The sequence below is a fragment of the Stieleria sedimenti genome (assembly GCF_025060895.1).
In the GTDB taxonomy this organism is placed as follows: domain Bacteria; phylum Planctomycetota; class Planctomycetia; order Pirellulales; family Pirellulaceae; genus Stieleria; species Stieleria sedimenti.
The window spans coordinates 1-14,283 of the sequence record NZ_JANZKV010000241.1 but is presented as its reverse complement, the minus strand read 5'-3'; the positions used below and the strand labels follow the sequence as shown (position 1 = coordinate 14,283).

9 protein-coding genes are annotated in these 14,283 nt (G+C 60.6%); all 9 read left to right on the top strand.

Translation table 11 applies throughout. The features are described 5' to 3' along the window. The first annotated feature begins 160 nt into the window (after window positions 1–160). A complete protein-coding gene (locus NZK35_RS27540; protein WP_259635737.1) occupies window positions 161–2,137 on the top strand; it encodes a c-type cytochrome domain-containing protein in 1,977 nt (658 codons plus the stop codon). A gap of 187 nt (window positions 2,138–2,324) precedes the next feature. Then, a complete protein-coding gene (locus NZK35_RS27535; protein WP_259635736.1) occupies window positions 2,325–3,341 on the top strand; it encodes a methyltransferase domain-containing protein in 1,017 nt (338 codons plus the stop codon). Between the two features lie 307 nt (window positions 3,342–3,648). After that, window positions 3,649–3,831 (top strand): 50S ribosomal protein L32, encoded by a 183-nt coding sequence (gene rpmF / locus NZK35_RS27530; RefSeq protein WP_095739644.1) that lies wholly within the window; start codon window positions 3,649–3,651, stop codon window positions 3,829–3,831. Between the two features lie 120 nt (window positions 3,832–3,951). Next, complete coding sequence (gene fabD / locus NZK35_RS27525) at window positions 3,952–4,872, top strand: ACP S-malonyltransferase (RefSeq protein ID WP_259635735.1); 921 nt, start codon at window positions 3,952–3,954, stop codon at window positions 4,870–4,872. Window positions 4,873–4,952: 80 nt separating this feature from the next. Beyond that, on the top strand, window positions 4,953–5,711 hold the full coding sequence (gene fabG, locus NZK35_RS27520; RefSeq protein WP_259635734.1) for a 3-oxoacyl-[acyl-carrier-protein] reductase: 759 nt from the start codon (window positions 4,953–4,955) through the stop codon (window positions 5,709–5,711). Window positions 5,712–5,960: 249 nt separating this feature from the next. Beyond that, window positions 5,961–6,206 carry an acyl carrier protein gene (locus NZK35_RS27515; RefSeq protein ID WP_095739641.1) on the top strand — a complete coding sequence of 82 codons (246 nt, stop codon included), beginning with the start codon at window positions 5,961–5,963 and terminating at the stop codon, window positions 6,204–6,206. Between the two features lie 182 nt (window positions 6,207–6,388). Beyond that, on the top strand, window positions 6,389–7,678 hold the full coding sequence (gene fabF / locus NZK35_RS27510) for a beta-ketoacyl-ACP synthase II (RefSeq protein ID WP_407699841.1): 1,290 nt from the start codon (window positions 6,389–6,391) through the stop codon (window positions 7,676–7,678). A gap of 181 nt (window positions 7,679–7,859) precedes the next feature. Then, window positions 7,860–8,753 (top strand): hypothetical protein, encoded by an 894-nt coding sequence (locus tag NZK35_RS27505; protein ID WP_261364910.1) that lies wholly within the window; start codon window positions 7,860–7,862, stop codon window positions 8,751–8,753. Window positions 8,754–8,868: 115 nt separating this feature from the next. Next, window positions 8,869–14,253 carry a protein kinase domain-containing protein gene (locus NZK35_RS27500; RefSeq protein WP_259635732.1) on the top strand — a complete coding sequence of 1,795 codons (5,385 nt, stop codon included), beginning with the start codon at window positions 8,869–8,871 and terminating at the stop codon, window positions 14,251–14,253. Window positions 14,254–14,283 lie beyond the last annotated feature (30 nt).

Here is a 14,283-nt window from a genome sequence, read left to right as displayed (position 1 = left end):
AAGCCTGCACACCAACACTGGTGCCCGCGATATTCGTACCTGACCCTTTTTCCGATCGACAAACGCAATTCGAAAATTCAAAGCCGACAGAGCACTCCCTCTCTGGTCCCGCAACCGTCGCACGAACGCGACCGACGCCCCGCCAAAAAGTTCCACGAAGATGAAACGAATCATCCCCATCGCCATGCGTTGCGACCTGCTGCTTGCCCTGCTCATCGTCGGACATTTGGTCTGCCTGCCGGGTGGGGGAGCAGCCCATGCCGTCGAACTGGATCGACGCCAAAAAGCGATCGTGTCGACCATCGGTGCGACGATCAATCGGGCCGGTAGGGCATACTTCGAAGGCAAGTACGATTCGTCGGGCAACGAGATTCGCAAGGCGCTCGAGCAGGTCGAACGCGCGGTCGACCTGGGAAGCCCCGAGTTGTACGACGCGATCACCGTGCACATCGACAAGATCTCGCGGGCCCACGCGATGCTGGAATTGGAGGGGATCTCGCTGCCGCCGTTTCGACGTCCGCCGCGTCCGACCGGGACGGCGTCGACCCCGATGGCATCGTCCGGCACGTCCGATCCGAATTCACCCGATCCCAACACGTCCGGCACTCCGCCATCGGGCACCCTGGTCAGCTTCACCAAAGACGTGGCGCCGATCTTGAGCAGCAAATGTGGTCGCTGTCACATCAGCGAACGCCGCGGTGGATTTAGCACGTCCAGCTACACCGCGTTGATGCAGGGGCCACCCGAAGGCGTCGTCGTGTTCGCCGGTGACGTCATCGGCAGCCGGCTGATCGAAACGATTGAAACGGGCGACATGCCGCGCGGCGGCGCCAAGGTCAGCGCGGCCGAACTGGGAACATTGAAAACATGGATCACCCAAGGCGCCAAATTTGATGGCAACGATCCGAATCAAATGCTCGCCGCCGGCAATACGCCCGCTCCGGCGATGGACACTAAGCCGCCGGTGATCACCCAGGCGACAGGCAACGAAACCGTTAGCTTCTCATTCGATATCGCGCCGCTGCTGGTCGAGAATTGTGGCGGTTGTCACATCGACGCCATGCAGGTCCGCGGCGGATTGAGAATGGACACGTTTGTGCAGATGATGCGCGGCGGTGATAGCGGGGCGATCATCACGCCGGGGCGTGGCGAAGCGAGTCTGTTGGTCAAGAAACTGCGCGGGACCGCGACCGACGGCGAACGGATGCCGGCCGGTGGGCGGCCACCGCTGAGCGACGATTCGATCGCGTTGATTTCCAAATGGATCGATGAAGGTGCGACCCTCGATGCGAACCAATCGCAACCGATCAAAGTGATCAGCAAACTCGCTTGGGCCTCACGCGCTTCGAGTGCGGAAATGTCGGCCAGGCGAGCCGAATTGGCCGATCGAAATTTTAAACTGGCCAACTCATCGACAGCGTTGACCGAATTCCAGACCGACCACTTCCGCGTCGTCGGTTCCGGTTCGCAGCAGACCCTGGAATTGGTCGGCCGGGCGGCAGAAAAACACCTCAAAGTCGCCAAGTCGGTCGCGCGACCGGCGTCATCGACAGCCGCCGAAGATTACTTTCACGGCCGTGTGACGATCTTTGTTTTGCCACGCCGCTATGACTACAGCGAGTTTGCCAAGATGGTCGAGCAACGCAGCGTGCCAAACGATTGGTCGGCCCACTGGCAGTACGACGGGATCGACGCTTACGCCGCCACCGTGGCTTCGGAAACCGAAGACGAAGAGGCCATCGAATCTCGACTTCTATCGCCGATCGTGAGTCTGGCGGTGGCCAGTCGCGGCAGTGATGTCCCGCGCTGGTTCGCCGAGGGAATCGGTTCGGCTACCGCGATGCAACAGAACGCCAAGAGTCGCGGCGAGAAAGAAAAACTGCGGGTGTTGGCCGGCGAAGCGGTGTCTGCGGTGAAAAACGCCAAGGCATTTTTGGACAACAAGCTCACGCCTGAGCAAGCGGACTCGTTCGGGACCGCGCTGGCGATGTCGATGTTGGACCGCAGCCGCCGCAAAATGCTGGACGCGACGTTTCGATTGCTCGATGGCGGAAAATCATTCAACGATGCCTTCGTCGGTGGGTTCGGCGTCACGCCCACCATCTACATCGACCAGCTCCTCCAGTTCGCGCGTTAGTGCTCCGGCTACGTTTGGATGCAGAGTGCCGCGGAAAAGGGGTCAGGTACCAAAAATGCGAAGCACCCTTCGGGCTATTTAGTTTTTGGTACCTGACCCCTTTTCCGCTCGACCCATGGGGGTAAGCTTCCAGCTTGGCATCGGCTAAGCTTGCAAGCTTTCAGCTTACCCCACGATCCATCGAGTCATGAACCCGAGCCCCCAGCAAGTCAAAGCGAGCCAGTCCGCCGTCCGCGCCGCCGGTGACCGCACGATCGAGCAATACCAGAATTGGATGCAGACCAACGCGGCGGCTCATTTGATGCGCGCGGCGCGACAGTCGGGGCTGACCGCTCGGTTGCGCGAAAAGCAACACACGCTCGAAGAACTTTGCGAATCCCTGTCGCTGCAGCGAGCGACCACCGCACTGTTGCTCGACGCCCTGGTAGCCATCGGATTCATCGAGCAGTACGGAGAGGATTTTGCGCTGGCCCGGGCCGGGCATCTGCTCTGCCAATACGACGACGATTTGGGCGACCGCCGCTGGGAAGGTCTGGTCGACCGATTGAGCGACCCCGAAACGGCGGCGTCTGCCGACGCCGCGGAATATCGTGCTCGCAACGCCGCGACCCAGTGGATCCACACCGCCGCGGCGATGCAGGCGGCCGAGATCCTGGACATCGGCGGCCAAGACGCCTGCCCCGGCCCCAAAATCTTGGACTTGGGTTGCGGGTCGGCCGTGTGGAGTTGCGCGATGGCGCATCGCGACGCGGAGGCGAGCATCGTGGCCGTTGATGAACCGGCGGCGCTGCAGGCGGCCCGACGCACGGCCGAGTCGATCGGGCTGGGCGATCGCTTCAAAACGATTGAAAGCGATCCGCTAGCTGTGACCGTGGGCCGGCAACAGTTTGAACTGGTCGTGTTGGCCCAGATGCTGTCCGGTTACTCGGACGATCAAGCCGCCAGCCTGCTGGAAAAAGCGGCGGCGACCCTGAAGCCGGGCGGCCGGATTGCGGTGCCGGACTTTTACATCGGACCCGGGCGGGCCGGGTTGAAGGAATCGCTGGGGCGATTGTCGATCCATCTGGCGACACCGCAGGGCCGTGTCCGCGATTTGCGTGAGTGCCAGGCCATGTTCCAGGCCGCCGGGCTGGGCGGGATTCAATTCACGTACCTGGCCGCCAGCGAAGACGGGCTGGGGATGATGGTGGCCGCGAAACCGTAGGGGGGCTTGGTTGCTGCCCTCGCCAAAACTGAAGAAGCTAACAAGAATAACCCGCTCGGCGTCCAAGTCGATGGCACCGAGCACTCGCCTAAGGGACCATCCCCCGGTGCCCGATTTGAATGAACCCACGGATGGCAAAGCGTACCCAGGGATGAAAACCAGCCTGAAAACGGGCTCGCATCCACTACTTTGCCGCCGAGTCGCGCTTTTTTTTTAATCATGGATTGACGAAACCGACTCAAAATTTCTACGATGCCGGGCCAAATTTGATTCGAAATCAACACCATACTTACCCCCCCAAGCAGCCATGGCTGTCCCCAAGCGAAAACACAGCAACAGTCGAACCGGCAAACGCCGCAGCCACGATCGCGTCAAGAAACGCCAAATTGCTTATTGCCCGCAGTGCAGCAGCTCGGTGCCGACGCACACGATTTGCCCCAAATGCGGCTATTATCAAGGGCGTACCGTTGTCGAGCCGGTTGACGAGTAATCGTCAGGCGTGATTGAACGATTCTTTTCGACGCATTCCGCCGTGCCGTGTTGCCGGGTGTCGTTTATGACACCGGCATGAGGTTGCTCGGCGGTTTTCTTTTTTAAGCGGCTGTTATCAATGGACGTAAAATCCGCCGGAATTCTGTTTCCGGGTCAGGGGGCACAGGGCGTCGGCATGGGGCGATGGCTGTGCGAAACCTACACGATCGCCAAAGATTTATTCGCCGAAGCGGGCGAGGTTCTCGGCTACGATCTTGCCGATCTGTGCCAGAACGGACCGCCGGAGAAACTCGATGCGACTGAATTCTGCCAGCCGGCATTGTTCACCGTGGGGGTTGCCGCGGCCCGGGTCCTGGCGTCGGAGCACCCCGAAAGGATCGACAACATCAGTGCAACCGCGGGGCTGAGCCTGGGCGAATACACCGCGGTTTGTTTTGCCGGCGGGCTGGAGTTTGCCGACGGGCTGAAATTGGTCCAACGCCGCGGCGAAGCGATGCAGTCGGCGTCCGACGCCGTCCGCAGCGGGATGGCCAGCGTGATCGGGATGGATCTGGAAAAGCTGCAAGAGCTGTGCGACGAGGTGCGGCAAGGCGATGAAGTCCTGCGTCCGGCAAATCTGCTGTGCCCCGGCAACATTGCCGTCTCCGGCCACCTGACGGCCATCGAGCGTTTGCAGCCCGCCGCGGTCGCGGCCGGGGCGATGAAGGTCGTGCCGCTGTCGGTCGCCGGCGCGTTTCACACCTCGCTGATGGCACCGGCCGTCGAGTTGCTCGAGCAGGCGTTGACAGAAATCCCCTTGCGCGACACCCGCATCCCCGTTTACAGCAACGTCGACGCGGCGCCGCATCAATCGGCCGATGAGATCCGCCAATTGCTCAGCCGCCAGGTCACCCAGCCGGTGATGTGGGAGGCGAGTATTCGCCGCATGATTGCCGATGGGATCGAAGGGTTTCTCGAAGCCGGCACCGGTCGCGTGCTGCGAGGAACGCTGAAGCGGATTCAGCGCAAGATCCCGACCGATGGATTTGGCGACCAGTAGAGCGTTTCCAGAAAGATGCAATCGTCAGACCGATTGCCCCCCGTCTTCCCGACCCCCAAGATTTTCCCCGAACGAGAAACATGGAACTGACACTCAAAGCCGATCTGTCCGGCCAAGTCGCGATTGTCACCGGCGCGTCACAAGGCTTGGGTAAAGCCGTCGCGGTGGCGCTGGCGATGAACGGCGCCACGGTCGCCTGCATGGCCCGCAATGCGGAAAAACTGGCGGCGACGGTCGCGGAAATCGAAGCCGTCGGCGGCAAGGGCATCGCCTTGGCCTGTGACGTGACCGACCGTGCAGCGACCGCCGCGGCGATCGAGGGAGTGGCCAAGGAGCACGGCCGGCTGGATATTCTGGTCAACAACGCCGGCATCACGCGCGACAAGACGATGCGTGGGATGAGCGACGAAGAATGGGACAGCGTGATCGCGACCAACCTGACCAGCTGTTTCGTCTGCTGTCGGGCCGCTGCGGGGATCATGCGAAAGAAAAAATATGGCCGAATCATCAACATGGCCAGCATTTCGGGGCTGATCGGCAACCAGGGCCAAGCCAACTATTCGGCCAGCAAGGCCGGGATGATCGGCATGACCCGAACGATGAGCAAAGAATTGGTCAATCGCGGTGTCACGGTCAATGCGGTGGCCCCTGGATTCATCGCCAGCGACATGACCGACGCGATTCCCGCGGGGATTTTGGACGAGGTGATCAAAACAATTCCCGCCAAACGCATCGGAAACCCCGAAGATGTCGCTGCCGCGGTGCTCTTTCTCGCCTCCCCGGACGCGGGATATATTTCTGGCCAGACGATCGTCGTGGACGGGGGAATCACCGGATAGCGAGTCGATCCGCCCCGTAGCGGGCGCCGCAGCGACTTTCGGCAACCTTAGCCGACTGAAAACCTTCGCGAGATGGTGAGTCCCGAATCCCGGCATATTGACGCCTTTTGCTTGTTTCCCCTATCTTTTCGGCGAATCAACGAAGCGTCTCCGGGCTCCAAACCCTGCCGTCTCGTTCCTCCCTACAGATGAGGGGCGTTTCGTTCCCTCGATAACTTCCCTTGCAGATCAAACCATTGGAGATTGCTTATGGCTACCGTCGAAGAACGCGTGGTCGATATCGTTGCTGAACAACTTGGTGTCGAGAAAGACAAGATCAGCCGCGAAACGTCCTTCGTGAACGACCTGGGTGCCGATTCGTTGGATACCGTCGAATTAGTGATGGAGCTTGAAGAGGAATTCAACATTAGCATTCCTGACGAAGCTGCTGAAAAGATTCAAAAGGTCGGCGAGGCGGTGGACTTCATCGAGAATGCCAAAGGCGAAGACGCCTGATTCGCCCCTCGTTCGAACCACCTTATTCAATCGCATTGCCGCCTCATGGTCTTGTGGTGATCCGGCTCCAGCAGCCGCTTGCCGATCATTGTGGGCGGCATTTTTTTCATTCGGACCTCTCGAACCTCTGATTCGTCACGTTCGCAGCTTTGATCAATTGAACGCATCGCCAAGGCATCACGATGACCCAGGGTTCATCACACACCGTGTCACAACCACAGATTTTCCGAGGTGATCGCCGTGTGGTCATCACAGGCATCGGCGCCGTCACTCCGCTCGCTCTGGAAGTCCCCAAAATGTGGGACCGATTGATCGCCGGGGAAAGCGGTGTCGGCAAGATCGAGTTACTCGACACGTCGCAGTACAAAGTTCATTTCGCCGGTGAAGTCTGGAATTTCACGCTCGACGGTGTGACCGATCCGCGCGAAGCGAAACGACTCGATCGCTTCACCCAGTTCGCCGTCCACGCGGGACATCAAGCCATCCAGGATTCAGGCGTCGATTTCGACTCCGTCGACCGCACCCGCTGCGGCGTCATCCTGGGCAGCGGCATCGGCGGGCTGATCGAAATCGAAAACCAGATCGAACGCATGTTGACCAAGGGGCCCTCGCGGGTCAGCCCCTTCACCGTGCCCAAGATGATGGTCAATGCCGCCGGCGGAAATATCTCGATCACCTACGGGCTCAAAGGCCCCAACTATGCCGTCGCCACGGCCTGTGCCAGTGCGACCAACGCGATGGGTGATGCGCTCCGCAGCATCCGGCTCAACGAAACCGATCTGGTCATCACCGGTGGCAGCGAAGCGGCGCTGACGCGAATGGGCCTGGCCGCCTTTCAAAACATGAAGGCGCTCTCGACGCGAAACGAGGAACCGACCAAGGCCAGTCGGCCGTTTGATGCCGATCGCGATGGTTTCGTGCTCGGCGAAGGCGCCGGGGTGTTGGTCTTTGAGGAACTCGAACACGCCAAAAAACGTGGGGCAAAGATCTACGGCGAAGTCCTCGGGTACGGAACCACCAGCGACGCCGGTCACATCACCGCCCCCGACGCCGACGGAATCGGTGCCGCCGCCGCGATGACCGCCGCCCTTGCCGATGCCAGGGTCGATCCGGCGAACATTGACTACATCAACGCTCACGGCACCAGTACCCCGCTGGGCGACAAAGCCGAAACCACCGCCATCAAACGCGTCTTCGGCGATGCCGCCTACCAGACCAGCGTCAGCAGCACCAAGTCCGCATTGGGGCACTCGCTCGGTGCCAGCGGTGGCGTCGAGGCCGTGATTCTGTGCAAAACCATCGAATCCAAAGTCATCCCGCCGACCATCAATCTGGAAACGCCGGATCCCGACTGCGACCTCGACTACACCCCCAACGAGGCCAAGTCACGCGCCGTCAAGGTCGCGATGAGCAACAGCTTCGGATTCGGTGGACACAACGCCTGCATCGTTGTTGGTCGGTTCGACGGTTAGTGCATCGTCAATCTTTAGAAGTGGGGTAAGCTTCCAGCTTGCCGTCTCGTTGCACTCGGGAAACGCAAGCTGGAAGCTTACGCCACTTTCTTGCAGGCCCTTTTCCGCTCATCGCCCCACGCTCCATGAGCGTTGCGATCCGGGTTTCCCCCAACACCGCGTTGGCTGGTACGCTATTGCCATGCCTCCTCTCAAACCGCCACACGCGAAGAATCAGCCCGCGCGGGGAAACATCCTCGATCGCGACGAGTACATTGAACAGGCCCACCTGTTTGAATTGCTGCACGAACAGGCCGGGGGCAAGTTTCCGATCCAGGACTTGCTCGAACAACTGCGCCACGAAGTCTTGGCGACCACGCGGTTGCCGATGGCGATGGAGTACTTGCTGACCGAAGTCAAACACTCCGGTTTGCTCGGGCCGGCGATGCGACAGCTGGCTCACTACTTCACTCCGTTCCAAACCTATTTGGTCGACCAGAGTGAATCGGACACCGGCCGGTTCATGATGAATACCGCCTTCAAAGTCATGCAGGCCGAAGCGGAGTACCGCGTCGAAAAAGCCAACCCGGCCGGAATGTTCTTCTTTCAATTCGAGGTCCTGTGCCGAAATCGACTCTCCTACGATCGCGGATTGACGGCGATGAGCGGCGATCCGATCTATGACGACCGTTGGAGCGAGTGGATCCTCGGCCTGCGCGCCCAAATCGGTCTGATCGACTTTGCCGACCTCGTCTTCCTGGTCAGCGAGGACTACCGCACTAAACTCAAAGCGGCCGGCAAACCTGTCGACGACAAGGGCCCGTTCTTGTTTGGCGAAAAGGAAGGCCGGATCGCACTGGCCAATCGCCGCAAGGATCCGCTGTACCTGTTCAGCGCCCTGCAGCGACACCTCGGCTATCCCGCCGTCCCCAAACCCACTCCCGCCGACGAGACCCAGGAGCTGATTCCCCAAATGGCTCGGCGAATCGAGCGGCTGGAGGCACGGATCCAGCTGATGGAAGAAGAACGCCGGGCGTCGCTGGATATCACCAAGTTCTACGAACAAAACAAGCACCGCTTGAAACTTCCAGAGTGAACATGCGCGCAGGCCGAGGGCGGGTCAACTAGAATTGCCCCGGGGGTGAATCGCACGGACCTGCGCCGCACCAGCCGCGGAAGGACGCGAGAGACGGCAAAACCATGGCGGATCGATGAGCGACGACGACATCACCCAGCCGACCAAGGCGTCTCAAACCCCTTCCAGACTCGACGATCAGGTCGTCACCAGCGACTACTCCTTGGAATCGGCCCGGGCGAGTGCTTTCGAGGAGGAACTGACGAAGATCGAAGAATTTTCCGTCTTGGGGTTTCTTGGCAAGGGCGGTTTCGGGACGGTCTATCGCGCCTATGACGGCTTGCTGCAACGTGAAGTCGCGCTCAAGGTCCCGCATCAACGTCTGGTCAATCAATCCGATCTCGCCGCGGCGTATCTGCGCGAAGCCCGCGCGATGGCCAGCTTGGACCATCCCCATATCGTGCCCGTGTATCGGGCCGCCGCGACGCAACAGGTCGCCTGCTATCTGGTCACCAAGCTGATCCACGGTTGTCCCTTCGGCCAGTGGATTCGGCGCAAACGTCCCTCCTATCGACAACTGGCCGATGTCCTTCGCCACGTCGCCGACGCACTCGCCTACGCCCACTCCCGCGGCATCGTCCACCGCGACATCAAACCAGGCAATATCCTGATCGACGAACAGGATTGCCCGTTTGTCGTCGATTTCGGTTTAGCACTCCGCGACGTCGAGCGTGAAGGCCGCAGCGCCTACGTCGGGACGCCGGCCTACATGAGTCCGGAACAGGCGCGGGGTGAAGGCCATCGGGTCGACGGACGTTCGGACATTTTTTCCCTCGGCACGGTGTTGTATCAATCGCTGACCGACAGCAAGCCGTTCAAGGGCGAGGACCGCGATAGCCTGTTCCAAGAGATCATTTATCACGACCCGGTCGACCCGCGTGAAATCGAACCCGACGTGCCGGCGGAACTCGCGCGGATCTGCCTCAAGTCGCTTTCAAAGTCCGTTCACGACCGCTATGCCAGTTGTGAGCTGTTAGTCGATGACTTAACGCACTTTGTCGAATCGATCGACGGCGAGTCGTCCACGTCAACCGCGTCGGCTCAGTCGGCGTTCGGTTCGGCCGCACCTCAGTCAGACAGCCACCGTCAGCGCCGCACCCTGCCCAAAGGACTTCGCCCGTTTGATTTGCGAGATGCCGAGCACTATTTGGAATTGTTGCCCGGACCCTATGACCGTGACGGCTTGCCGGACATTGTGCGATTTTGGTTGGCGCGGATCGAGTCGAAAGATGCTTCCAGAGCCGTCCCGGTCGGACTGATCTATGGACCGAGCGGATGTGGGAAAACGTCGCTGGTCCGGGCCGGCATCATGCCGCGATTGGGCAGTCCGTGCACGAGTATTTATCTGCAAGCGACTCCCGAATCGACCGAGTCGGCATTGGCCGGTGCGATCCGATCGAAATTCGGTGATACCCGTTTCGGATCGGTCACCGATCTGGCGGATCTGGTCGCCGCGCTCCGCCGCGGCAATCAGCCCAAGGTCGTGATCTTCATCGATCAGTTCGAACAGTGGCTGTTCTCCCATCCCGACATCGAACGCGAATCGCTGACCGCCGCGCTGCGACAGTGCGACGGCGTGCAGGTGCAATGCATCTTGATGGTGCGTGACGACTTTTGGCTCGGCATCTCACGATTGATGCAAGCGATCGATCTGCCGATCGCCGAGAACGAAAACGCAACGCTGTTGGATCTGTTTGATACCCGCCACGCCCGTCATGTGCTGGCGCTGTTCGGCGCCGCGCACGAGCGCGTGCCTGATTCACCGTCTCAGTTCAGCCCACGCCAAAATCAATTCCTGGATTCCGCGATCCGTTACCTGGCCAGCGACGGCCGAGTGATCTGTGTCCAGTTGGCGCTGCTGACCGAAATGCTCAAACATCGCAACTGGGAAACGAGTTCGTCGCTGTTCAAAGACGGCGGCACCGGCATCGGGGTCCGGTTCTTGGACGAGACTTTCGACAACGAGCGTTCGCCTCGGCGGATCCGATTGTTCGCCGAAGGCGCCGAGCACGTTCTCCGCGCCCTGTTGCCCGAATCGGGGTCGAGCATCAAAGGCGCCGTGCGCAGCGAGCAGGAACTGATGGAAGCGACGGGCTACCGCGACAAAGCCGCGTTCCGTCGATTGATCGGCGTGCTCGACGGTGAACTGCACCTGATCACTCCGACCGACCGGACCGAAGAAGACAGTTTCAGCAGCGAATCGTCGACCAGCCAGATCGGCACGACCGGCTATCAACTGACACATGATTTCTTGATCGCCCCCATCCGTCACTGGGTCGAATTGCGAAACCGGACCACCAAAGCCGGCAAGGCGCGATTGCGGCTGGATGAATTCACCGAGCTGTACCGTGCCCGTCCGCTGCCCCAAGCCTTGCCGACACTCAGCGAATACCTTGCCGTTCGTCGTTACATCCCGCCTTCGACCTATACCGGACCGCAGTTGCGGATGATGAGCGCCGCCCGGCGGCGTCATCTCGGTCGGCTCGGGTCGTGGTTGCTGGTCGCCGGATTGCTGTTGGCCGTCGGCTGGGGCGGCTATGCGTTCGTGTTCAACCAGATTCGACAGCGAGACAGTCAAGCGGCGCTGACCCGCCTGGTCGACGCCGAGCTTTCCGAAGCGATTCCGTTGGCCACAACGCTGCGCGAGGATGCGTGGATTCGAACCCAGGCGTCGACACTCGTTGCCGATCCAAACTCCAGGCCATCGGTTCGTGTCCGCGCGGCGCTGGTCAATGCAGATCGGGACGTCGTCGCGGCAGAAACATTGACCAGACACGCGCTGACCGCGCCGGTCGACGAGGTCGTCCAGATCGCTCGGAACATCGTTCCGTTGATGAACTCCGCCAACGAGTTGGCGGTCGACCTGTGGCGAGACCAAACCGCGACGCGGGGGGAATTGCTTCGCGCGGCCTGTCTGATCGCCAACGATCCCGGCAGCATCGGGGGCTTCGATGATCCGGACGATCAAGCGGTTTTGGTGCAGTTGCTGCTGGCCGAAAATCCGGTCTGGTCGAAGAGCTGGGGGCTGGGATTTGCGCCGCTGGCCGAGACGTTGCTGCCGCGGCTGGCCAAACATTTGTCGGATCCGGATCGGGGGCAACCGTCGTTGACCGCCGTCAATTTGGTGCGTCAGTTCGCTGAAACGGATTTTCACTTGCTCGCAGACCTTGTCCGCTCCGCCCACGCCTCCGAATTCAACTTGCTGTTGGAGACGATGGAAGCGGATCCCGATCGGGCACGTGATGCGCTGCGGCGGCAGTGGGATCAGATCAGTCAAGCCGAGACCGCGGTGATCGACGTCACACGTCCCTGGGGGTCGCCCTGGTGGGTCGTCGGTGATCGCGATCGAGTCGATTTGACACCCGATCCTGAAATCGACGCTGCCCTCTTGGTACAGTTGAACTCCTTTCAATCGGTCATCGGCCCGCACGCGATCGTGGCCCACCAAGTTCCTCGCGATGATCTGGCCGGACTCGCCACAGAACTCGCCATCAGCGGCTATCGAATCGGACATCTCGCCGTCTATCGTCACGACGCAAAACGCTATTGCTTTGTCCTGTTCACGAGAGACTCGTTGGAGTCCAAGTATGCGTTGGATCTCTCGGCCGATCAGGTGCGGGCGCTCAATCGCGAGTCGCGTGACGAAGGCTTTCTTCCCGATAGCATGAGCGGCTACGCCGACGAGGATGAAACCCTGCGATATTTCGTCAGCTGGATTCGCCGGCCGCAGAACAACGGGGTGACCGCCGCTGACCTGTATCTCGAGGTGCCGGGGGACAATCACCAGACCGACGGATGGCAGCCGATGCTCCAAAGAGGCCTGTCACTGCCACGTTTCAATCTCTCGGTCCAGCAAGCGGAGCTTCCCGAACAATTCACGTCCATTCGCTGGCAGACGAATCGCGGGATTCGGTACGCCGACGCTTGGAACCGGTCGGCCGACGAGTGCCGCCAGATCATCCAATGGAATCAATCCTCGCCAGTGCTTGTGGCAGGATCCAGCTTGGCCACCGACGGTCGACGCGATGGAACGGTCACGCCGGTCTGGTGGCATGATCTTCCTGTGCAGACGAAGTTGCTGGAGCACCAGGGACGACTCGATCACCTGCGTGCGGCGGGAAAGCTGATGGCTGAGGGCTACTTTCCCGTTTCGCTCGACGCCGCCGCCTTTGACGACGATCGGACGTTTCGATTTCAGTCGGTCTGGTGGCGCGGGCTGCCGGAGATGGATGCACAGGTCGCCTCCGCCCGGGTTCGCTGCAATCTGGCACTGGCGCAGTTGCGATTGCAACAAGACCAGAATGTCAAAGCCGCACTCGCCGGCCAGTGGGGCGAAGAGACACGCGGCGCCGTCATCGCTGGATTCGGCGAATTCATGTTGCCACCCGAATGGTTGTTTGACCAGATTCAAAACTCGCAAGATGACCAAGGCTCGCACGATGCGACGTTGGTCCGCAGCTGCCTGATGGCGTTGAAGCTGATTCCGGTTGACCAGATCAGTCCGCAACAACGCTTGTCGGTCACCAAGGTTTGGCGTGATCCGCTTCAACGAACGACCGAACCGGGGATTCGATCCGCTTCACTGGCGCTCGCGCTCGCTTGGGATCTGGATCTGCCCTTGCCGCCGTCGAGTGATCCCGATCGTGAGTTCCTGGCCGTCTCGGGGCAGCGGATGGTGGTCGTTCGGCCCGAAGCAACGGTTTGGCTCGGTTCGTACGGCAATGAACCGGGACGTGACGGACAGAAAGAGCCGCGGACGGCGTTTGTGATCGACCATGACTACGCGATCGGGGCCACCGAAGTGACCGTCGAACAGTTCCTGGCGTTTCGCAACGATTTCGACTACCCCGAAGACTATGCCCGATCGTCGGACAGTCCCGCGATCAATGTGACCTGGTATGACGCGGCAAGATATTGTCGCTGGTTGAGCGAGCAAGAAGGCATTCCCGAAGACGAGATGTGTTACCCCGAAATCGATGCGATCAAGCCGGGCATGGTCGTCCCGGCAGGATCGGTAGATCGAATCGGTTATCGGTTGGCAACCGAAGCGGAATGGGAATATGCCTGTCGCGGTGGCGTGGATCGCAACCGTTGGTTCGGCTTTGACCCGGAACGACTCGATGACCATGCCTGGACGGTCAGCAATTCCGAATTCCGAACCCAGCCCGTCGCTCGCTTGTTGCCCAACGACTATGGGCTGTTCGACATGTTGGGCAACGTGATGGAATGGTGCCACTGCGTCGATCATGCCTACCCCCGACAATCGCTCGCACCGGCGTCTGATCCCGGCAATGAATGGTTCGACGTGGAAGGGCAGACGAGGATGATCACGCGCGGCGGCGCGATGCTGTACCAGCCCGGTGACGCACGCGCCTCCCAACGCAATCTCCACGGTGCCGATTCACGTTGGGTCTACATGGGATTCCGAATCGCCAGAACGATCCCGCCGACGCCGGAGTGACCGGTCGCTCGACGGCCTGTCGATTGAAGC